Annotated in this window: 19 protein-coding genes and 1 pseudogene; 12 read left to right on the top strand and 8 right to left on the bottom strand. The window is 67.8% G+C overall.

The genetic code is table 11. The annotated features are described in order from the left end of the window. Positions 1-104 precede the first annotated feature (104 nt). Positions 105-1,069, top strand: a pseudogene (locus G6N53_RS25360) (IS481 family transposase). Between the two features lie 10 nt (positions 1,070-1,079). Here the strand turns inward: G6N53_RS25360 and G6N53_RS25355 are convergent. After that, a complete protein-coding gene (locus tag G6N53_RS25355) occupies positions 1,080-1,427 on the bottom strand; it encodes a type VII secretion target (RefSeq protein WP_163893743.1) in 348 nt (115 codons plus the stop codon). A 56-nt stretch (positions 1,428-1,483) separates the two neighbouring features. Then, positions 1,484-3,469 (bottom strand): AAA family ATPase, encoded by a 1,986-nt coding sequence (locus G6N53_RS25350; protein ID WP_371870897.1) that lies wholly within the window; start codon positions 3,467-3,469, stop codon positions 1,484-1,486. A gap of 53 nt (positions 3,470-3,522) precedes the next feature. Here G6N53_RS25350 and log point away from each other — a divergent pair, with 53 nt between their 5' ends. The 7 genes from log to G6N53_RS25315 all read left to right on the top strand — a co-directional run bounded on the left by log (position 3,523) and on the right by G6N53_RS25315 (position 9,247). Beyond that, on the top strand, positions 3,523-4,083 hold the full coding sequence (log, locus tag G6N53_RS25345; protein WP_163896362.1) for a cytokinin riboside 5'-monophosphate phosphoribohydrolase: 561 nt from the start codon (positions 3,523-3,525) through the stop codon (positions 4,081-4,083). A 59-nt stretch (positions 4,084-4,142) separates the two neighbouring features. After that, positions 4,143-5,945: a long-chain-acyl-CoA synthetase FadD6 gene (gene fadD6 / locus G6N53_RS25340; protein WP_163893741.1), complete on the top strand. Its 1,803-nt coding sequence runs from the start codon at positions 4,143-4,145 to the stop codon at positions 5,943-5,945. A 20-nt stretch (positions 5,946-5,965) separates the two neighbouring features. Next, a complete protein-coding gene (gene folP / locus G6N53_RS25335) occupies positions 5,966-6,841 on the top strand; it encodes a dihydropteroate synthase (RefSeq protein WP_163893739.1) in 876 nt (291 codons plus the stop codon). Beyond that, entirely contained in the window at positions 6,838-7,797 is a 960-nt protein-coding gene (locus tag G6N53_RS25330; RefSeq protein ID WP_163893737.1) for a glucosyl-3-phosphoglycerate synthase, read from the top strand. The genes folP and G6N53_RS25330 overlap by 4 nt, the downstream gene beginning before the upstream one ends. A gap of 93 nt (positions 7,798-7,890) precedes the next feature. Further along, positions 7,891-8,259: a DivIVA domain-containing protein gene (locus tag G6N53_RS25325; RefSeq protein WP_163893735.1), complete on the top strand. Its 369-nt coding sequence runs from the start codon at positions 7,891-7,893 to the stop codon at positions 8,257-8,259. Beyond that, positions 8,256-8,864, top strand: a complete 609-nt coding sequence (locus G6N53_RS25320; RefSeq protein WP_163893733.1) for a DNA-3-methyladenine glycosylase I — start codon at positions 8,256-8,258, stop codon at positions 8,862-8,864. The genes G6N53_RS25325 and G6N53_RS25320 overlap by 4 nt, the downstream gene beginning before the upstream one ends. Positions 8,865-9,079: 215 nt before the next feature. Then, positions 9,080-9,247: a DUF3117 domain-containing protein gene (locus G6N53_RS25315; RefSeq protein ID WP_011211259.1), complete on the top strand. Its 168-nt coding sequence runs from the start codon at positions 9,080-9,082 to the stop codon at positions 9,245-9,247. A 54-nt stretch (positions 9,248-9,301) separates the two neighbouring features. On the opposite strand, the gene glgA is transcribed toward G6N53_RS25315, so the two are convergent. Next, positions 9,302-10,462 carry a glycogen synthase gene (glgA, locus tag G6N53_RS25310; protein ID WP_205390458.1) on the bottom strand — a complete coding sequence of 387 codons (1,161 nt, stop codon included), beginning with the start codon at positions 10,460-10,462 and terminating at the stop codon, positions 9,302-9,304. Positions 10,463-10,591: 129 nt separating this feature from the next. Here glgA and glgC point away from each other — a divergent pair, with 129 nt between their 5' ends. After that, positions 10,592-11,806 carry a glucose-1-phosphate adenylyltransferase gene (gene glgC / locus G6N53_RS25305; protein ID WP_163893731.1) on the top strand — a complete coding sequence of 405 codons (1,215 nt, stop codon included), beginning with the start codon at positions 10,592-10,594 and terminating at the stop codon, positions 11,804-11,806. An 88-nt stretch (positions 11,807-11,894) separates the two neighbouring features. On the opposite strand, the gene G6N53_RS25300 is transcribed toward glgC, so the two are convergent. From G6N53_RS25300 to G6N53_RS25280, 5 genes are all read right to left on the bottom strand, one after another. Further along, positions 11,895-12,608 (bottom strand): class I SAM-dependent methyltransferase, encoded by a 714-nt coding sequence (locus G6N53_RS25300; RefSeq protein ID WP_163893729.1) that lies wholly within the window; start codon positions 12,606-12,608, stop codon positions 11,895-11,897. Positions 12,609-12,640: 32 nt separating this feature from the next. Continuing rightward, complete coding sequence (locus G6N53_RS25295) at positions 12,641-14,275, bottom strand: ABC transporter permease (RefSeq protein ID WP_205390457.1); 1,635 nt, start codon at positions 14,273-14,275, stop codon at positions 12,641-12,643. Beyond that, positions 14,272-15,183: an ABC transporter ATP-binding protein gene (locus tag G6N53_RS25290; RefSeq protein WP_163893727.1), complete on the bottom strand. Its 912-nt coding sequence runs from the start codon at positions 15,181-15,183 to the stop codon at positions 14,272-14,274. The genes G6N53_RS25295 and G6N53_RS25290 overlap by 4 nt, the downstream gene beginning before the upstream one ends. Then, positions 15,176-15,841, bottom strand: coding sequence for a TetR/AcrR family transcriptional regulator (locus tag G6N53_RS25285; RefSeq protein ID WP_163893725.1), 666 nt, complete (start codon positions 15,839-15,841; stop codon positions 15,176-15,178). The genes G6N53_RS25290 and G6N53_RS25285 overlap by 8 nt, the downstream gene beginning before the upstream one ends. 128 nt (positions 15,842-15,969) lie before the next feature. Further along, the gene (locus G6N53_RS25280; protein ID WP_163893723.1) at positions 15,970-16,650 is read right to left on the bottom strand and encodes an O-methyltransferase; all 681 of its coding nucleotides are present in this window, start codon (positions 16,648-16,650) and stop codon (positions 15,970-15,972) included. A gap of 178 nt (positions 16,651-16,828) precedes the next feature. Between G6N53_RS25280 and sigE the strand changes: the two genes are divergently transcribed. The 3 genes from sigE to htrA all read left to right on the top strand — a co-directional run bounded on the left by sigE (position 16,829) and on the right by htrA (position 19,712). Further along, positions 16,829-17,662: an RNA polymerase sigma factor SigE gene (sigE, locus tag G6N53_RS25275; RefSeq protein ID WP_163893720.1), complete on the top strand. Its 834-nt coding sequence runs from the start codon at positions 16,829-16,831 to the stop codon at positions 17,660-17,662. A gap of 76 nt (positions 17,663-17,738) precedes the next feature. Then, positions 17,739-18,134, top strand: a complete 396-nt coding sequence (gene rseA / locus G6N53_RS25270; protein ID WP_163893718.1) for an anti-sigma E factor RseA — start codon at positions 17,739-17,741, stop codon at positions 18,132-18,134. Positions 18,135-18,224: 90 nt separating this feature from the next. Beyond that, positions 18,225-19,712: a serine protease HtrA gene (htrA, locus tag G6N53_RS25265; RefSeq protein WP_163893716.1), complete on the top strand. Its 1,488-nt coding sequence runs from the start codon at positions 18,225-18,227 to the stop codon at positions 19,710-19,712. Positions 19,713-19,715: the final 3 nt, after the last annotated feature.

The following is a 19,715-nucleotide window of genomic DNA, read 5'->3' as shown; positions in this document are numbered from 1 at the left end:
TTGTACCGGGACATGACGTTGGTAACGGGCGTGTTGGCTTGATGTGAGGAGAACCTCCGGGTGGGGTGTGGCTTGTCTAGGTCCACCACCGTCCGGAGGTTCTCGTGTCCCACCGTAATGCTCGTACGACGTTTCATGGCCGGCTGCTGATGGTGCGCCGGTATCAGGCTGGCTGGTCCAAAGCCCATATCGCCAGCGCAATGGGAGTGTCACGCAAGTGCGTGCACACCTGGGTCAGCCGGTTCGAGTCCGAGGGCGAGGCCGGACTGCTCGACCGATCCTCACGTCCGCACACCATGCCCACTCGCATTCCGCGCGGCCTGGAGAACCAGATCGTGGCTTGGCGGCGACGTCATCGCTGCGGCCCGGACGAGATCAGCGCCAAGCTGGGAATATGTGCCCGCACGGTGTCGCGGGTGCTCAACCGGCGCCAAGTGCCGCACCTTCGTGATTGCGATCCGATGACCGGTCAGGTGATCCGAGCCTCGAAGTCCACCACCGTGCGCTACGAGCGGGACCGACCGGGCGAACTGGTGCACATGGACGTCAAAAAGCTGGGCCGCATCCCTGACGGAGGTGGCTGGCGGGCGCACGGGCGGGAACGTGCGCCGGACCGAGACCGCAAGCATGGCAACGGGTTCGACTTCATCCACTCACTCGTCGATGACCATTCGCGGCTGGCCTACTCCGAAATCCTGACCGACGAAAAGGCGCCACCTGCGCGGCCTTCCTGCACCGAGCGGCAGCCAACTTCCGCGCCCACGGCATCGCCACCATCGAATGCGTGATGACCGACAACGCTTGGGCCTATCGCTACTCGATCGGCCACATCTGCGCCGATCTGGGCGCCCGCCAAGTGTTCATCAAACCGCACTGCCCTTGGCAGAACGGCAAGGTGGAACGGCTTAACCGCACCCTGCAGACCGAATGGGCCTACAAGCGTGTCTTCACTTCCAATGCCCACCGCGCCGCAGCCCTTGCACCCTGGCTCGAGTACTACAACACTCAACGGCGTCACAGCGCACTCGGCGGCCTCCCACCGATCAGCCGGCTGACACCAACGTCATGACTCAGTACATCTAGTCGGTTTCGGGGCGGGCCGCGCCCGGTTCGGCCAGCGCTTCGGCCGCCGCTCTGATCTCCTGCGCGCCACGCTCGTCGCCGCGCTCGTAGGCCACGGCGGCCTGGTGCAGGAGCTCCGAGATCTGCGCACCGCTGGTCCGGGTGACGTTCATGGCCCCGGTCCGGGACCCGAGTGCCGCGGACAACGCGGTACCGACGCCGTGGGCGATGGGCCCGTGGGAGGCGGCGACCCCTGCCGGGCCGGGCGTGCCGGCAGCGAGCGCACCCAGACCGGTGGCGACAGCGGTGTGGACCTCTGCCAGCGAGCGCACGCCGTCGGTGTTCACCGAGAGCGGTTCGACCATCCCTACCTCCTCGACCTGCTGACGATTCTAGGTCCGCAGCACAGGGTGGTGGCGCATCAGTTGCTGCCCGCCGCCAGCGCGGCCCTGCCGAACGCACAGTCGACCACCCCGCTCAGCCGCGTCAGCGTGTCCCGCCCCCGCGGGTCCCCGAGGCGTACCGCATCCGCTGCCGCGCGCAGCGCCACCGCGCTCTGCGCGCCCCGCTCGGCCGCCTTGACCGCGTCCCGGGCCGAGGCGACGGCCCCGTGGGTGTCGCCCCGCGACGCCTTCGTCCACGCCCTGGCCAACGCCAGCTCGGGAGCGAACAGCATCGATTTCAGCCCGTGCCGGGATTCCGCCCGCCCCAACGCCTTTGCCGCCTCGATCGGCTCACCGAGGCGACCCAGCGCCTGTGCGAGCAGCATCCATGCCAGCGGCCCCCAGGAGTAGCCCGTCGGCGCCAGCGTGTGCGCCGCGCCCCGCAGCAGCGTCACCGCGCGGTGCAGCTCGCCGGTGGCGATCAGCATCTCCGCCACCAGCACCTCGCCGATCGACCGTCCCGGCTGCTGTCGCTGGGCGAACTCGGTGAGGCGGCGTGCCAACGTCAGCGCACGCTCCGGGTCGCCCGTCATCAGCAGCGTCGTCGTCTGCCCGAATCCGCTGGTGAACCGCAGCAAGCCCGGATGCCCCGCGGACAACGCCCGCTCGGCGAGTGTGTCGACGTCGCCGAAGCGACCCATCCGTGCCGAGCTCAGCGCGGCCGACGAGGCGGCCCACCCGATCGCGGTGTCGTCGGCGTCCGGTGAGGCCAGCACTTCCTCGGCGATGTCCATCGCCCGGCTGAGGTTGCCCGCATTCATCGTGAACGTCGCCGACAGCGCGTCCAGCGTCGTCACCGCCGCGGGGGAGGACACCTTGCCGCGGGTCGCGCGCAGGAACGCCGTCGCCCGTTCCGGTTCGGACAGCATCCAGAACTGATTGGCCGCCGTGGGCAGCGCCCATGACATCAGTTCGTCCTCGGTCAGCACCCCCGGGTCGATCTCGGCGAGCACCTCGTCGGCCTCTCTGCCGCGGCCCTGCCACGCCAGGGCGTAGCCGACGGTGAGCCGGGTGGCCAGGTCGGGCTCCCGGCTCAGCGCCGTCTGTCCGAGTCGCTCACTGAGCTCGAGATCACCCAACCGGAGGGCTTCCTGGGCGGCGGCGCAGACCTCCGCGACGGGCTGCGGACGGTCGCTACCGACCGCCAGCACCGCCCGGCGTAGCCGGGCCACCACCCCACCGCCGTCGGACGCCGACAACCGCTCGACCAACGCGGTGCGAAGCCGGCGCAGGTCCGGTCCACCGAGTGCGCCGCGCACCGAGTCGACGAACAGCGGATGCGCCGGTCGCACACCGTCGTCGCCGGCGACGACCACTCCGCATCCCACGGCGTCGTCGACCGCGCCGGCCCCGGCCAGCGCCACCGCGTCGGCCAGTGGCAGCGGGTCGGCGACGGCCAGGAACTCCAGCACCCGGCGAGCCGTCCCGGGCAGTGTGTCGACGAACTCCTCGACCTGCGCCCGCAGCCGGCTGTCGTCGTGGCCGGGCGGTTGCAGGTCGATCCGCGCCACCAGCCCGTCCTGCCACAGCGCCGAGACCTCGGGCGGCACCGGGGCCCTGGCGACGGTCGCGGTGACCAGCATCCGAACGGTGCGACCGACGGCGAGTTGATAGACGAGTGCGGCCGACAGCGGGTCCAGCAGGTGGGCGTCGTCGACGACCAACAACCGTCCGTCGCCGAGGCCATCGCGCAGCGCCCGCAACACCGCGGCGGTCTTGCCCGTCTCCGGCACCTCCAGCAGTCGCTGGAAGGCCGCGAACGGGATCGCCGCGCCCGACGCCGTCCCACGCACCCAGTCCACCCGCGGGAAATCGGCGCTCAGCCGCTCGGCGGCTTGCCGCGCCAGCGAGGTCTTGCCGACACCCGCAGAACCGATCAGCACCGCGCCGACCCGGGTCCGCACCCCGGATTCGAGCTGATCGAGGGTTGGTTCGACGGGGGCGGTCACCCATCCGATCGGCACTTGCACAGGCACCGGGAAAGCCTATGGCTACCTTTGTCTGCGTGTCCCCGGAAGTGAGTCGACGAACCGACGACGAATGGGCTGTGTGCGTCTACTGCGCGTCAGGCCCGGCCCACCCGCCGCTACTCGAGTTGGCCAGCGACGTGGGAACGGCCATCGCCGAGAGGGGATGGACCCTGGTCTCCGGAGGCGGCAACGTCTCGGCGATGGGCGCGGTGGCCGGTACCGCCCGGGCCCACGGCGGTTACACCGTCGGAGTCATTCCCAAGGCGCTGGTGCACCGCGAGGTCGCCGACACCGAGGCCGACGAACTGGTCGTCACCGACACCATGCGGGAACGCAAACAGGTGATGGAAGACCGCGCCGATGCGTTCATCGCGCTGCCCGGCGGTATCGGCACCCTCGAGGAATTCTTCGAAGCCTGGACAGCGGGGTATTTGGGTATGCACTCCAAACCGATCGTGATGCTCGATCCCTTCGGGCACTACGGGGGGTTGCTGGACTGGCTGCGCGGGCTGGTCGACAGCGGATACGTCGCCGCGGACGCACTGCGGCGGCTCATCGTCGTCGATGACGTCGATGCCGCTCTGGCCGCATGTGCACCGGTTGTATGACCGATGTCACTCGCAGTTAGGGTGGCCGACAAACCGACACAGCGGAGGAACAACGTCCTATGAGCGAGAAGTCCGGAGTCCGGCGCAGTGTCGGCTTGCTCGATATTGCCGGCCAAGTGCCCGGTTTGGTGATGGACGCGCCGGTCATCGTGCGCGGCGTTGTCACCGGCTTTCTCGCGCGGCCCTCGGCGAAGACCTCGATCGGCAAGGTCTTCCAGGACCGTGCCGGCCGCTACGCCGACAAGGTCTTCCTCAAGTTCGAGGATCGTGAGCTCACCTACGGCGAAGCCAACGAGACCGTCAACCGTTACGCCGCGGTGCTGGCCGCCCGGGGCGTCGGTCACGGTGACGTCGTCGGCATCATGCTGCGCAACTCCGTGGAACCGGTGCTGCTCATGCTGGCGGCGGTCAAGTGTGGCGCGATCTCGGGAATGCTGAACTACAACCAGCGTGACGATGTGCTCGAGCACAGCCTCGGTCTGCTGTCGGCCTCGGTCGTGGTCGCCGAGACCGAGTTCGTGGAACCCATCAGCGAGAGCGGCGCCGACACCGACGGTCTGTTGACCCTCGACGAACTCAAGCGACTCGCCGAGACGGCGCCGACGACCAACCCGGCCACCACCTCTGCGGTGCTCGCCAAGGACAAGGCTTTCTACATCTTCACGTCCGGCACCACGGGAATGCCCAAGGCCAGCGTGATGACGCACTACCGGTGGTTGCGGGCACTGGCCGGTTTCGGCGGCCTCGGCATGCGCCTGAACAGCAACGACACTCTCTACTGCTGCCTGCCGCTCTACCACAACAACGCGTTGACGGTGGCACTGTCGTCGGTGCTGAACTCCGGTGCCACGCTGGCGCTGGGCAAGTCGTTCTCGGCGTCGAAGTTCTGGGACGACGTCATCCGCCACGACGCCTCCGCGTTCGTCTACATCGGCGAGGTCTGCACGTATCTGCTCAACCAGCCGCCGAAGGACACCGACCGCAAACACCGGGTGCGGGTGATCGCCGGCAACGGTCTGCGCCCGGCCATCTGGGACGAGTTCACCGAGCGGTTCGGAATCCAGCGGGTCTGCGAGTTCTACGCCGCATCCGAGGGCAACACCGCGTTCGTCAACGTCCTCAACGTCGACAAGACCACCGGCATCTGCCCGTCACCGGTGGCCTTCGTCGAATACGACGAGTCCGGCGACCCGGTGCGCGACAAGGACGGCCGGGTGCGCAAGGTCGCCAACGGCGAACCCGGGCTGCTGCTGTCCAAGGTGAGTAACTTCCAGCCGTTCGACGGCTACACCGACAAGGAAGCCACCGAGAAGAAGCTGGTCCGCGACGCCTTCAAGGAAGGCGACGTGTGGTTCAACACCGGCGACCTGATGCGCTCGCAGGGCTTCGGGCACGCGGCGTTCACCGACCGGCTCGGCGACACGTTCCGGTGGAAGGGCGAGAACGTCGCCACCACCGAGGTGGAGGCCGCGGTGTCCACCGACCCGCAGGTCGAGGAAGCCACCGTCTTCGGGGTCGAGGTGCCCGACACCGGCGGTAAGGCCGGCATGGTCGCGATCCAGCTCAGGGAGGGTGCCGAGTTCGACGGCAAGGCCCTGGCCAAGGCGGTCTACGACAAGCTGCCCGGCTACGCGATCCCGCTGTTCGTGCGGGTGGTCGAGGAGCTGGCGCACACCTCGACGTTCAAGAGCCAAAAGGTCGACCTGCGCAAGGAGGGCTACGGCGGCTCCAGCGGCGAGGGCGACGACGACGACGTCAAGATCGACGACCCGATCTATGTGCTCTCCGGCAAGGAGGAGGGGTACGTGCCGTTCTACGACGAGTACCTCGGCGAGGTCAAGGACGGCAAGAAGCCGAAGTAGCAGGCCCGTAGCCTGGTGGCGTGCAGAGGACGTTTCTGGGGCGCCCGGTGGCCGGGGACCGCGCGCTGATCATGGCGATCGTGAACCGCACGCCGGATTCGTTCTACGACCGCGGTGCGACGTTCACCGACGACGCCGCCAAGCAGGCCGTGCACCGCGTGGTCGGTGAGGGCGCCGACGTCGTCGACGTCGGCGGGGTGAAAGCCGGGCCCGGTCACACGGTCGACGTCGCGGAGGAGATCAACCGCGTCGTGCCGTTCATCGAGTGGCTGCGCGCCGAATTCCCCGACCAGCTGATCAGCGTCGACACCTGGCGGGCCGAGGTGGCCAAACAGGCCTGCGCAGCGGGCGCGGACCTGATCAACGACACGTGGGGCGGAGTTGACCCCGACCTCGCGGCGGTCGCCGCCGAGTTCGGCGCCGGACTGGTGTGTTCGCACACCGGCGGTGCCGTGCCGCGGACGCGCCCGTTCCGGGTGAACTACGGGGTCTCCGAACGGGGCGTGGTCGACGCCGTCATTGCCGAGGTAACCGCGGCCGCGGAGCGGGCGGTCGGGCAGGGGGTGCGCCGCGACGGCATTCTCATCGATCCGACGCACGATTTCGGCAAGAACACTTACCACGGCCTTAGTTTGTTGCGCCAGGTGAAAGAGCTTGTAAATACTGGATGGCCGGTCCTGATGGCGCTCAGCAACAAAGATTTCGTCGGGGAGACTCTGGGTGTGGACCTGACCGAACGCTTGGAAGGCACCCTGGCGGCCACCGCGCTGGCCGCCGCGGACGGAGCTGCGATGTTCCGGGTGCACGAGGTCGGGCCCACACGACGCGTGCTGGAAATGGTCGCGTCGATCCAAGGCGCGCGGCCGCCGACTCGCACGGTGAGGGGACTGGCATGACTGTGTTATCCGATCGAGTCTCAGACCTGGCCACAGAAGGTGTGGCCGAACATCGCTGGCTGACCGATCACAGCTGGAGCCGGCCGGCCTGGACGATCGCCGAACTCGAAGCGGCGAAGGCAGGACGCACCGTGTCGGTGGTGCTGCCCGCGCTCAACGAAGAAGAGACCGTCGCCAGCGTCGTCGAGACCATCACCCCGCTCGTCGGTGGACTGGTCGACGAGCTGATCGTGCTCGACTCCGGCTCCACCGACGACACCGAGATCCGCGCGCTCGCCGCAGGCGCCCGGGTGATCAGCCGTGAGGTCGCACTGCCCGAAGTCGCGCCCCAGCCGGGCAAGGGCGAGGTGCTGTGGCGGTCGCTGGCCGCCACCACGGGCGACATCGTCGCCTTCGTGGATTCCGATCTGCTCGATCCCGATCCGATGTTCGTCCCCAAGCTGCTGGGCCCGCTGCTCACCACCGACGGCGTGCACCTGGTCAAGGGCTTCTACCGGCGGCCCCTCAAGGTCAGCGGCAGCGAGGACGCCAACGGGGGCGGCCGCGTCACCGAGCTCGTGGCACGCCCCTTGCTGGCTGCTCTGCGGCCGGAGCTGATGTGCCTGTACCAGCCCCTGGGCGGGGAATACGCCGGAACCCGTGAGCTCCTGACCGCGGTGCCGTTCGCGCCGGGTTACGGCGTGGAGATCGGGCTGCTCATCGACGCCTACGACCGGTTGGGTCTTGATGCCATCGCCCAGGTGAACCTCGGGGTACGCACGCATCGCAACCGGCCCTTGACCGAGTTGGCATCGATGAGCAGGCAGGTGATCGCCACCCTGCTGTCCCGGTGCGGAGTGCCGGATTCAGGGGTCGGGCTCACCCAGTTCTTTGCCGACGGCGAGGACTACAGCCCGCGGATGTCGACGGTGTCCCTGCAGGATCGGCCGCCGATGGTGACCCTGCGCCCCCGCTGACGTTTCTGCCCGCCGGAACTGCATTCCGGCAGCCGTAGTTCGGCAGGGGACCTGCGGGAATGCAATTCCGGGGGGATGAGGCACTATCGAGGCGTGACCCTCGTTCTTCTCTACCTCGTGGTGCTGGTGCTCGTCGGCATCGTGCTGTTCGCTCTCGGCAGCGTGCTCTTCGGCCGGGGGGAGGTGCTGCCGCCGCTCCCGCACGCCACCACGGCCGCCGTGTTACCCGCCTCGGGTGTCACCGGCGCCGATGTCGACGCGGTGAAGTTCACCCAGGCGCTGCGCGGCTACAAGGCCAGCGAGGTCGACTGGGTGCTCGACCGGCTGGGACAGGAACTCGACTCTCTTCGCGGTGAGCTGGCAGCGGTGCGTGCCACCCACGGTCTGGACGAACCCGCCCACGCCGACGCCGGCCACGGTGCGCACGCGCTGCCCACCGACGAGGCACCGGAACAGCCATGACGACGGCCTCGGTCGATCGCCGGATCCGGTGCGGCTGGATCGACCAATCACGCTTGTCGCCTACCGATTTCGACCTCTACCGGAACTACCACGACGACGAGTGGGGCCGCCCGCTGCAGGGTTCGGCGGCGTTGTTCGAACGGGTGAGTCTCGAGGCGTTTCAGAGCGGGTTGTCCTGGCTGATCATCCTGCGCAAGCGGGACAACTTCCGGGCCGCGTTCGACGGCTTCGATGTCGAACGCGTCGCTCGCTACACCGAGCGTGACGTCGACCGATTGCTGGCCGACCAGGGGATCGTGCGCAACCGGGCCAAGATCGATGCCACCATTTCCAACGCCCGGGTCGTCGCCGACCTGGCCGACGGCGGCGTCGACCTCTCCGAACTGCTGTGGTCGTTCGCCCCGCCGGACCGGATGAGCCGGGCGCGACCTGCTGATCTGTCGCAGGTTGCGGCGGTGACGCCCGAATCCAAGGCGATGGCCAAGGAGCTCAAACGCCGCGGGTTCAGATTCGTCGGCCCGACAACGGCGTACGCGTTGATGCAGGCCACCGGGATGGTCGACGACCACGTCGCGAACTGCTGGGTCCCGCGGCTGACCGAGTAGAGCCCGCTCGCCGGATCCGCGAAACCGGTGCTCCGGGACGCCGTCCGCGTCGCCTTGGCCGGGTCTTTGCACACGAGAGGGCGCTGATAGGGAACAATGGAGTGCTGTAGCAGTTCAAGGCCGGATTCTGTCAGTGTTCCTCGAAGAGTGGGCAGATCCGGCTCGTACCGACAGAACGGGCCCATACGGGCACGCCCATGCGGAGGGAGTACTCGATGGCGGCGATGAAGCCCCGGACCGGAGACGGTCCACTGGAAGCGACCAAGGAGGGGCGCGGCATCGTGATGCGGGTACCACTGGAAGGTGGTGGCCGGCTTGTCGTCGAGCTCACCCCCGACGAAGCTGCCGCGCTCGGGGACGAACTCAAGAGCGTCACCAGCTAGCACCACCGAAAAGAACGGTCGCGGTCAGCCCGCGACCGTTCTTTTTCGCGTTCGCTACGACAACATCCGGTAGATCGCCACCGTCTGTTCGGCGATCTGCGCCCAGGAGAATTCGTCGATACACCGCTGCCGGCCCGCGGCCCCGAACCGGTGGGCCTTCTCCGGCTCGGCGACCAGCGAGTTGACGGCGTAGGCGAGCTCGCGCTCGAAGCCCGCCGCGTCGTTGGGGTCGTAGTGCACCAGCAGCCCGGTCTGCTGGTCGGCGACCACCTCGGGGATCCCGCCGACGTCGGAGGCCACCACCGCCGTCCCGCACGCCATCGCTTCGAGATTGACGATGCCGAGGGGTTCGTACACCGACGGGCATACGAAAGTGGTTGCTGCCGAAAGTATTTCGCGAATCTTGTTGGTGGGGAGCATCTCTCGCACCCAGTGCACGCCGGTGCGCGCCGCGGAGAGTTCCTGCACCGCGGAGGCCACCTCCTCGGCGATCTCCGGGGTGTCCGGAGCGCCCGCGCACAGCACCAGTTGGACATCGGGGTCGAAATGGTGCGCCGCGGCAACGAGGTGCGCCACCCCCTTCTGCCGGGTGATCCGGCCGACGAACGCGACGATCGGGCGGGTGCGGTCGACGCCGAGGTCCTCGAGTACCGATTCCGCTGCCGGAGCGGGGTCGGGATGCCACACCTCGGTGTCGATGCCGTTGCGGACGACGTGCACGCGGTGCGGGTCCAGCGCCGGATACGTGCGCAGGACGTCCTCACGCATCCCCGAGCTGACGGCGATCACCGCAGCGGCCGCCTCGACGGCCGTCTTCTCCACCCACGACGACACGCGGTAGCCACCGCCGAGCTGCTCGGCCTTCCACGGCCGCATCGGCTCCAGGGAATGTGCGGTGAGCACGTGCGGGACCCCGTAGAGCAGCGCGGCGAGGTGTCCGGCCATCCCGGTGTACCAAGTGTGCGAGTGCACCAGCGTGGCGTCGGCGGCCGAGTTGACCATGGCCAGGTCGGCCGACAACGTCGAAAGGGCGGCGTTGGCCCCTCGCAGTGCGGGGTCGGGCTGGGCGACCGTGACCCCCGGCCGGGTCTCGCCCATACAGTGCACGTCGACGTCACAGAGATGCCGCAACTGCGCGACGAGCTCAGTGACGTGAACACCTGCCCCGCCGTAGACCTCAGGTGGGTACTCCCGAGTCATCATCGCAACCCGCATGCTGTGACCGTAGCCAAATTCGTTCCCCGTCGCGCCGCATCACCAATTGTCTTGATGGACAGCCCGAGAACCGGCCGTCAATAGCGCGAATGGCTAGCCGCGGTCCCGACGTCCCGATAGGTTTGCAGTATGAGGGAAGCGCCACATGTGTTGGGCATCGTCCTGGCAGGCGGAGAGGGCAAGCGGCTGTACCCGCTCACTGCTGACCGGGCCAAGCCCGCGGTTCCCTTCGGGGGTGCCTACCGGCTCATCGACTTTGTGCTCTCCAATCTCGTCAACGCCCGATTCCTGCGAATCTGTGTGCTCACGCAATACAAGTCGCATTCGCTGGATCGCCACATCTCGCAGAACTGGCGGTTGTCCGGGCTTGCCGGGGAGTACATCACCCCGGTCCCGGCCCAACAGCGGCTGGGCCCGCGGTGGTACACCGGTTCGGCCGACGCGATCTATCAGTCGATGAACCTGATCTACGACGAGGACCCGGACTTCATCGTGATCTTCGGTGCCGACCACGTGTACCGGATGGACCCCGAGCAGATGGTCCAGCAGCACATCGAGAGCGGCGCGGGCGCCACCGTGGCCGGAATCCGGGCCCCGCGGGCCGAGGCCAGCGCATTCGGCTGCATCGACGCCGACGAGTCCGGCCGGATCCGGTCGTTCATCGAAAAGCCCGCCGATCCTCCCGGCACCCCCGACGACCCCGAGCAGACGTTCGTGTCGATGGGCAACTACATCTTCACCACCAAGGTGCTGATCGACGCCATCCGCGCTGATGCCGAGGACAACGACTCCGACCACGACATGGGCGGCGACATCATCCCGCGGCTGGTGGCCGACGGGATGGCGTCGGTCTACGACTTCAATGCCAACGAGGTGCCCGGCGCCACCGAGCGTGACCACGGCTACTGGCGCGATGTCGGAACGCTGGACGCGTTCTACGACGCGCACATGGACCTGGTCTCGGTGCATCCGGTCTTCAACCTGTACAACAAGCGCTGGCCGATCCGCGGCAGCTCGGAGAACCTCGCGCCGGCCAAGTTCGTCAACGGCGGATCCGCCCAGGAGTCCGTCGTCGGGGCGGGCAGCATCATCTCGGCCGCCTCGGTGCGCAACTCGGTGCTGTCGTCCAATGTCGTCGTCGAAGACGGGGCGATCGTCGAGGGCAGCGTGATCATGCCCGGCGCCCGCATCGGTCGGGGAGCGGTGGTGCGCCACGCGATCCTCGACAAGAACGTGGTCGTCGGACCCGGTGAGATGGTCGGGGTGGACCTGGACAAGGACCGCGAGCGGTTCTCGATCAGCTCGGGGGGCGTGGTCGCCGTCGGCAAGGGCGTCTGGGTCTAGCTCCACTCACCTTCCCGCCGCGAAATATCATTCCGGGTCGTGATCGGGCCATGGTTCACAGCCCTGGGTTCACTTTCGGCGCGCCGGGTCAGCTGCGCCGCGGATCGGGCACCGCTCTGATGGCGAGGAATCCGGTCGGTTCGCGGGTCAGACGGTCGTAGTCCTCGCGATTGATTTCGGCGGCAGCGGCGACGGGACGCGGCTCCAGAAGCCGTTCGATCAGGAAGCCGGCCTCGTGCAATTCCTCGCAGGTCTGCTGCAGTGGAGCCAGCCAGTACCGAACTTGCCAGCCCCGGCTCCAGATCTCTTCGATGATTCGCACGTCGAAATAGCTGCCGCCGTGACGGAGCCAGTCGCCGGTGGGGTGCAACCGCGACAGGACGAGTGCGCCGGTGGGGCGGAGTACCCGCCGAAGTTCCTGTAACGCGCGGACCCTGTCGTCGATGTACTCGACTGCCAACGCGAACAGCACGCGGTCCACCGAGTGGTCGGGCAGCCAGTCGAGAGGATCGGCGAGATCGTGTGGCCGAAAACGGCCCGAGGGCACGCGTTGCGCAGACAGCTCGGTCATCCGTGGACTCTGGTCGAAGCCGATCACGGCTGCGCCGCGCACGCTCAGTTCCTCGGCGTAGAGCCCAGGGCCGCACGCCGCGTCCAGAACGGTCAAGCCCGCGACATCGCCGAGAAGCTCGAGGCAGGCCGGCCGGTCGTAGTGAGCGTTGTAGAGGTTGTCGGCGGCGTGCTCGAGGAATTCCTCTGCGAACGCCTCGTATTGCGGGTGGGACCCGACGGTGTCGCTCATCAGGTGATACTCGCAGGCGTCACCAGAGTCGCTCACACCGCGTCGCGGCGCCGGTACAACCATCCGGCCGACAGCGTCAACGCTGTTGCGATCAAGGCCATCACAGCTAGAGCGACGGCCGGCACGTCGATCGGCGCCGTGGTCCGCCCGACCGGCGACAGGTCGATCAGCCAGCTCGGCAGCCGTAGCAGCGCACCGAGGTACAGGGAGCCGACGACGAATGTCACTGCCAGCCAGCCGATCCAGGATTGACGGAGCGCGACCGCCAACGCGGCCACGCCGGCCAGCACCGCCAGCGCCGGGACGAACGCCAGCCCGGCGAGCGTCAGGCGCAGCACGGTGTGCGGCTCACCCAGCGTCACCCCGGCACCCAGACCATTGCCGAGGCCGGCGAAGAACATCAGCACCGCCGAGCCCAACACCGCCGAAAGCACCGCCGAACACAGCCACCGCCAGCGCGACACCGCCCCGGCGAGCACGGCCTCGGCGAGGCCGGACTGCTCGTCGGTGTACACCCGCAGTACCGCCGACACCACGTAGGCGGACGCGGCGGCTGCCAGGAACTGCGACATCGTGGTGTAGACGCCGTCGGTGCCCTGGGTCGACAACATCCGGGCGAGCAGTTCGTTGTCCTCTGCGGTGTCGATCAACGACTTGGTCATCGACCCGAACGCCAGCCCTGCCAAGAACAGTCCGACCGACCACCCGATCGTCTGACCGCGTTGCAGCACCAGATGCAAGCCCAAAACGCCGCGGATGGGGCGGGCGTCGGGACGGTCGCCGGTGGACGCGACGGTGCCGGTGTCGTACTGGCGGCGTGCCTCCAGCAGCGCGGCCACGGTGATCAGCGCGATCGTGAGCAGGACCAGCAGCGCCAGCGGCCACCACCGCAGGTCGACGAACGCCCGCATCTGCTGAGCCCATGCGATGGGGGAGAACCAACTCACCACGCTGCCCGAGTAGTCGATGACGTCGCCGACCCCGCGGACCAGTGCCGCCAGCGCCAGCACCGCCATCGCGGCACCGGTGGCCGCGCGGCCGGTTCTCCACATCTGAGCCGTCACCGCCGCGACAGCACCGAAGACCATCGCCACCGCCGTGATTCCGATGCACATGGCGGCGGTATCGACGAAGTCGAATCCGTTGGCCGCCATCGCTGCTGTCATGGTCACCGCGAGAACGACGTTGACGGCGGCGACCAGGACCAGCGCTGCGGTGGTTCGTGCGTACCGGCCGACGACCGAGGCCAGAACCAGTTCGGCGGTCCCGCTCTCCTCTTCGGCACGGGTATGCCGGATGACGGTGAGAACGGCCAGGATCGAGATGGCGACGATGAGCGACAGCATCATCTCGTTGGCCATCATCACCCCGAGGTCGGTTTCGTTCTCCCCGAACATCGGCCCGCCCAGCATCATCCCCGCGGGTGTCTTGAGCAATTCGACGCGCGCCCGTCGTTGCGACTCCTCGGGATAGGCGAGCTTGATCGCGTTGGGCGCGTAGGCCATCATCAGCGTCAGCGCTGCGATCCACACCGACAGGCGCACCCGGTCCCGGCGTAGTGCCAGCCGGATCAGGTGCGCGGTCCCGGTCCAGGGCGACGCCGGCGGGGAAGCGGCGTGCCGGCCGGCGTGCGGCGGTGAACCGGTGGCGGTCGTTGCGACGCTCACAGGTTCGTCTCCTGGTACTCACTGAGGAACATGTCCTCCAGTGACGCCGGCGCGACGGTCAGTTCCTCGATACCCAGGCCACTGAGGTCCGACATCGCCTGGTCGAGGTTGTCGCGGTCCACCGAGAAGTGCAGTTGACCGTCGTGGGCACGCACGTCGTGAACGTAAGGAGCTCGTTGCAGATCGCTGCCGTCCGCATGGGTGCGCGCGGTGACGGTGGTGCGCATCAGATGCCGCAGCTCCTGCAGTGTTCCGGACTTGACCGTGCGGCCGCCTCGAACGATCGTCACGGTATCGCAGAGTTGCTCGACTTCGGCCAGGATATGACTCGACAGCAGCACCGCGGTCCCTTTGTCGGCGACTTCTCGCACGCAACGCTGAAATTCCTTCTCCATCAACGGATCCAGACCGGAGGTCGGCTCGTCGAGGACCAAGAGCTCGCTGCGGGTGCTGAACGCGGCGACGATCGCCACCTTCTGCCTGTTGCCCTTGGAGTAGGTGCGCGCCTTCTTGTGCGGGTCGAGTTCGAACCGTTCGATCAGCTCGTCCCGGCGTTTTGCGTCCACGGTGTCCGTGCCGCGAAGGCCGGCGAGGAAGTCGATGGCCTGCATCCCGGTGAGATTCGGCCACAGCGTGACATCCCCGGGGACGTAGGCGATCCGGCGGTGCAGGGCGACCGCGTCACGCCAGGGATCACCGCCCAGCAGCCGCACGGTGCCGCCGTCGGCGCGCAACAGTCCGAGAAGGACCCTGATGGTGGTGGACTTCCCGGAGCCGTTGGGCCCGAGGAACCCCGCCACGTCACCGGGGGCGACGGTGAGATCCAGGCCGTCGAGAGCCAAGGTGCGCCCGAAGGACTTCGACAGCCCGTTGATCTCGACTGCGAATCGCTCGCCGTGCTCAGTCATGGTGGACTCCTTCTCCCGACGTGAACGGAATGCCCTGCTCGCGCTTGGCGACGAATGCGTCGTACATCGTCGAATCCGCCATCAGGCCGTTGGTGTACAGCTCCAGGGCGGGCAGCACCATCTCTTCGGCGTAATCGTGCAGAACCGCCCGCAGATTCGTCGGGTCGTCGTGCATCTGCAGGTAGAGCAGGAAACCACCGCCGCCGCTGATCGCCAGGAACCGGGCTCTGGACTTCGCGTCGGCGCTCGGCTTGACGGTTCCGGCACGCACCCCCTCTTCGAGGTTCTGCTCGGTATTGTCGATCATATTGCGCCACAAGAGTTTCGAAAGGTCCCCGCCGCTCTGGAGGCTGCGCATCAGGTAGGCCATCACCGGTGCGTAGTCCTCGATCTCGGCCATCTGCGCGAACCATGTCGCGGGGTCGGATGTCTGGATGGACTCGGACTTGGTGGCGCGAATGGTCTCGGCGACGTGGTCGTCACAGGCCTTGCGGAGGCCGTCTTTGGAGCCGAAGTGGTGGATCACCAGAGCGGCGCTGACACCGGCGGCCTCGGCGATACGGCGAAGGCCGACGGTGAAGCCGTTGCGGCCCCACTCGTCGATCGCCGCGTCGCGAATCCGGGCCGGGGCGGTGCGATCCGCAGGTGCTGAACGCATGTTCAGTATGCTAAACGCACGTTCAATGCTTGGTCAAGAGTGTCGCGGTCGGCGGCGGCGAGCGCGCGCAAAAGGTCAGTGTTTGTGGCGTGTCGGCGCACAGACGCGCGCGCTCGCGGAAAAGTGGGTCAGTCGCGGGCGGCGGCGAGCAGGCCGTCACCCAGCGGGATCAGTACCGGCGTCAGTCGCTCGTCCTCGGCGATCAACCGCGCAGCCTCGCGGACCGCGCTGACCTCGCTGTCGTTGGCGGATGCGTCGCCGGCACGCCCACCGAGCGCGGCGCGATGCACGACGATCGCACCCCCGGGGCGCAGCAGTCGCACACCCTCGACCACGAACTGGGGTTGGTCGGCCGGGTCGGCGTCGATGAACACCAGATCGTAGGAATCGTCGGCCAGTCGGGTGAGCACCTCCTGGGCGCGGCCGCTGATCAGCCTGGTGCGGCCCGGCCCGACGCCGGCCTCGGTGTAGGCCTGCTTGGCGATGCGTTGGTGCTCGGGTTCGACGTCGATCGTCGTGAGCACCCCGTCCTCCCGCATCCCGGACAGCAGCCACAACCCGCTCACCCCTGCGCCGGTCCCGACCTCCACGACCGCCTTCGCGCCGGTCAGCTTGGCCAGGACGCAGAGCAGCGCGCCCACCGCGGGGGTCACCGCACCGGCGCCGATGTCCACCGCCCGTTCCCTGGCCGCTGCCACGATGGCGTCCTCGGAGATCGAGTGCTCGGCGTGGGAGACGATCGCCTCGGCCTGACTCGCCCGCGCGCCGGAATCGCCGGAGCGAGCTTCGGGCTCGTCGGTGCTGGCCATGCCCCGCAGCGTAGAGCGAAGCGCGGGTTGCCGGTACTGCGACACGCCCGGGCGCAGTTTCCGAGCACAGGGGCGATGACCACTGTTTTCGCAGGTCGAAAAATGGGTAGCGATCTTTCTCAGGAAATGTTCAGTTAGCTCATATGCCAGGCACACCAGCGCAGGAGACGGTGATTGCATGACAGACGGCGCGTTCAGCGCACGCAGCGAGTTCCTGCGGCCCGATATTCGCTCGGGGAAGAACGCCGGCCCGCGTCGTGTTGTCGATATCGAGCGGTTTTCGACTGATGACCGTCAACATCACGAACTGGAGGATCCGACGATCACCACCCACACTGTCTCGCCTGCCGCATCGGTGGCTGCACCTGTGTCGATGGCTCATCGCGAGCAGTACACCGAGGGCGAATGGGTGGAGCCGACAGACGAGTTGATCGGTACGGCCGTGTTCGACGCCACCGGTGACAAGACCGCGATGCCCAGTTGGGACGAGCTGGTTCGCCAGCACGCCGACCGGGTGTACCGGCTCGCCTACCGGCTTTCCGGCAATCAGCACGATGCCGAGGACCTGACCCAGGAGACGTTCATCCGGGTGTTCCGCTCGGTGCAGAACTACCAGCCCGGCACCTTCGAGGGCTGGCTGCACCGCATCACCACGAACCTGTTCCTCGACATGGTGCGCCGCCGCGGCCGCATCCGGATGGAGGCCTTGCCCGAGGACTACGACCGCGTGCCGGCAGACGAACCGAACCCCGAGCAGATCTACCATGACTCGCGGCTCGGTCCCGACCTGCAGGCCGCGCTCGATTCGCTTCCGCCGGAGTTCCGCGCCGCCGTGGTGCTGTGTGACATCGAAGGACTGTCCTACGAGGAGATCGGGGCGACCCTCGGCGTCAAGCTGGGCACCGTTCGCAGCCGCATCCACCGCGGGCGGCAGGCGCTGCGCGACCACTTGGCGCGCCATTCCGACGCCGGTGTGCCGGAGGGGTTGCGCGACGCGGCCAAGTCAGCCTGACGTTCACTCGGTGTCTCACAGCATGCCGCGCTACATTCGAAGTAGGGGCGAGGTGACCGGAGAGAGGAGCTGGGTGATGGTTGATCCCGGACATGCATTCCGGCGCGCCTTCTCCTGGCTTCCCACCCAGTTCGCTTCACAGAGCGACTCACCCGTCGGTCCGCGCCAGTTCGGGTCCACCGAACATCTGTCGACCGAAGCCGTCGCCGCCTTCGTCGACGGTGAACTCCGGATGTCAGCACATCTGCGCGCGGCGCATCACCTCTCCCTGTGCCAAGACTGCGCGCTCGAGGTCGACGCCCAGCGCCAGGCGCGGTCGGCGTTGCGGGATTCTTGTCCAGTGGCGATGCCGAGTTCTTTGCTGGGGCTGTTGTCCCAGATCCCGCACCACCCACCGGAGGAACCTCTGGACCCGCCCGAGGGGCCCCAGTTAGCTGATGGCAGGCCGCGCGCTCGTCGCAAGCGCCGGTAAGGTGAAAGCTGAGTCGACCATCGACGTGCGTCGGCGATTGCTGGCGCCTAGGCGACCTAGTCAAAAGGTATTGGGAAGGGCGATGAACGGGTGACCAATCTGGACCAGTCAGGTCGGGAGCGTTTGGAGCCGCGCCCCGTGTCGCGTCCGCCGGTCGATCCGGCGGCCGAGCGGGTGTTCGGTAGGCCCGAGGGCGTGAACGGATCTTTTGTCGCCGCCGGCCAGCATCGCGACCAGGGTGAGTACACCCCGACAGACCAGGCCCCGGACCCGGTGCTGGCCGAGGCCTTCGGTCGCACCCACCCGGACAGCGAGTCACTGCAGCGGCACCCGACCGACGCGGGCGCGCTCGAGGCGGAACGCGATGACACTGCCGATGAACCCGACGATCCGTGGCGCAACCCCGGCTCGGCCGCCGCACTGGGAACCCCGGCGTTCGCGCCGAGCGCACCGGCGCCGGTGAGTGCCGCGACCGGAAAGCTGGGGGTGCGGGACGTGCTCTTCGGCGGCAGGGTGTCCTACGCGGCCCTCGGCGTGCTGGGCATCGTCGCGCTGGTCATCGGTGTCGCCGGTGGCTGGGTCGGTCGTACCACCGCGGAGGTCGTCGGCGCTTTCACGACCTCGAAGGTGACTCTGGAGACCGGTGACAGGCCAGACCTGCCGCCTGGCCGGTTCACCGAAGTGGCTGCTGCGGTTGCGGATTCGGTGGTCACGATCGAGGCCACCAGCGACAACGAGGGTTCCCAGGGTTCCGGCGTCGTCGTCGACGGCCGCGGCTACATCGTCACCAACAACCACGTGATCTCCGAAGCCGCCACCAACCCGGCCAACTACGAGTTGGCGGTGGTGTTCAACGACGGCAAACAGGTGCCGGCCAACCTGGTGGGCCGTGATCCCAAGACCGATCTCGCGGTGCTCAAGGTCGACAACGTCGACAACCTGGTCGTCGCGCGGATGGGGAACTCCGACGATCTGCAGGTCGGTGAAGAGGTGATCGCCGCGGGCGCCCCTCTGGGGCTGCGCAGCACGGTCACCACCGGCATCATCAGCGCGCTCAACCGCCCGGTACCGCTGTCCGGCGACGGCTCCGACACCGACACCGTGATCGACGGCGTGCAGACCGACGCATCGATCAATCACGGCAACTCCGGTGGGCCGCTGATCAACATGAACGCCGAGGTCATCGGCATCAACACCGCAGGCAAGTCGCTGTCGGACAGCGCCAGCGGCCTCGGGTTCGCCATCCCGGTCAACGAGGTCAAGCAGGTCGTGGAGGCTTTGATCCAGAGCGGCAGGATCGCTCATCCGACGCTGGGGCTGACAGCGCGCTCGGTGAGCAACGACGTCGCCAACGGTGCGCAGATCGCCAACGTCGCGCAGGGCGGACCCGCCGAGCGGGCCGGAATCCTGGAAAACGACGTCGTCGTCAAGGTGGGGACCCGCGAAGTCGCCGACGCCGACGAGTTCGTCGTCGCCGTGCGGCAACTCAAGATCGGTGAGGCGGCACCCATCGAGGTGGTCCGCGACGGCCGACGCGTGACGCTGACCGTCACCCCCGGTCCGGACAACAGCACGTAGCCC

This window comes from Mycolicibacterium hippocampi (assembly GCF_010723735.1).
Classification (GTDB): domain Bacteria; phylum Actinomycetota; class Actinomycetes; order Mycobacteriales; family Mycobacteriaceae; genus Mycobacterium; species Mycobacterium hippocampi.
The sequence above is the reverse complement of the archived record's forward strand: the minus strand, read 5'-3'. Positions and strand labels throughout refer to the sequence as shown.

Excerpts from the sequence above, each read along its gene's own strand:
- G6N53_RS25355 (WP_163893743.1), bottom strand. The coding sequence starts at position 1,427 with ATGGTCGAACCGCTCTCGGTGAACACCGACGGCGTGCGCTCGCTGGCA.
- fadD6 (WP_163893741.1), top strand. The coding sequence starts at position 4,143 with ATGAGCGAGAAGTCCGGAGTCCGGCGCAGTGTCGGCTTGCTCGATATT.
- G6N53_RS25330 (WP_163893737.1), top strand. The coding sequence starts at position 6,838 with ATGACTGTGTTATCCGATCGAGTCTCAGACCTGGCCACAGAAGGTGTG.
- G6N53_RS25320 (WP_163893733.1), top strand. The coding sequence starts at position 8,256 with ATGACGACGGCCTCGGTCGATCGCCGGATCCGGTGCGGCTGGATCGAC.
- G6N53_RS25315 (WP_011211259.1), top strand. The coding sequence starts at position 9,080 with ATGGCGGCGATGAAGCCCCGGACCGGAGACGGTCCACTGGAAGCGACC.
- glgA (WP_205390458.1), bottom strand. The coding sequence starts at position 10,462 with ATGCGGGTTGCGATGATGACTCGGGAGTACCCACCTGAGGTCTACGGC.
- glgC (WP_163893731.1), top strand. The coding sequence starts at position 10,592 with ATGAGGGAAGCGCCACATGTGTTGGGCATCGTCCTGGCAGGCGGAGAG.
- G6N53_RS25300 (WP_163893729.1), bottom strand. The coding sequence starts at position 12,608 with ATGAGCGACACCGTCGGGTCCCACCCGCAATACGAGGCGTTCGCAGAG.
- G6N53_RS25290 (WP_163893727.1), bottom strand. The coding sequence starts at position 15,183 with ATGACTGAGCACGGCGAGCGATTCGCAGTCGAGATCAACGGGCTGTCG.
- G6N53_RS25285 (WP_163893725.1), bottom strand. The coding sequence starts at position 15,841 with ATGCGTTCAGCACCTGCGGATCGCACCGCCCCGGCCCGGATTCGCGAC.
- G6N53_RS25280 (WP_163893723.1), bottom strand. The coding sequence starts at position 16,650 with ATGGCCAGCACCGACGAGCCCGAAGCTCGCTCCGGCGATTCCGGCGCG.
- sigE (WP_163893720.1), top strand. The coding sequence starts at position 16,829 with ATGACAGACGGCGCGTTCAGCGCACGCAGCGAGTTCCTGCGGCCCGAT.
- rseA (WP_163893718.1), top strand. The coding sequence starts at position 17,739 with ATGGTTGATCCCGGACATGCATTCCGGCGCGCCTTCTCCTGGCTTCCC.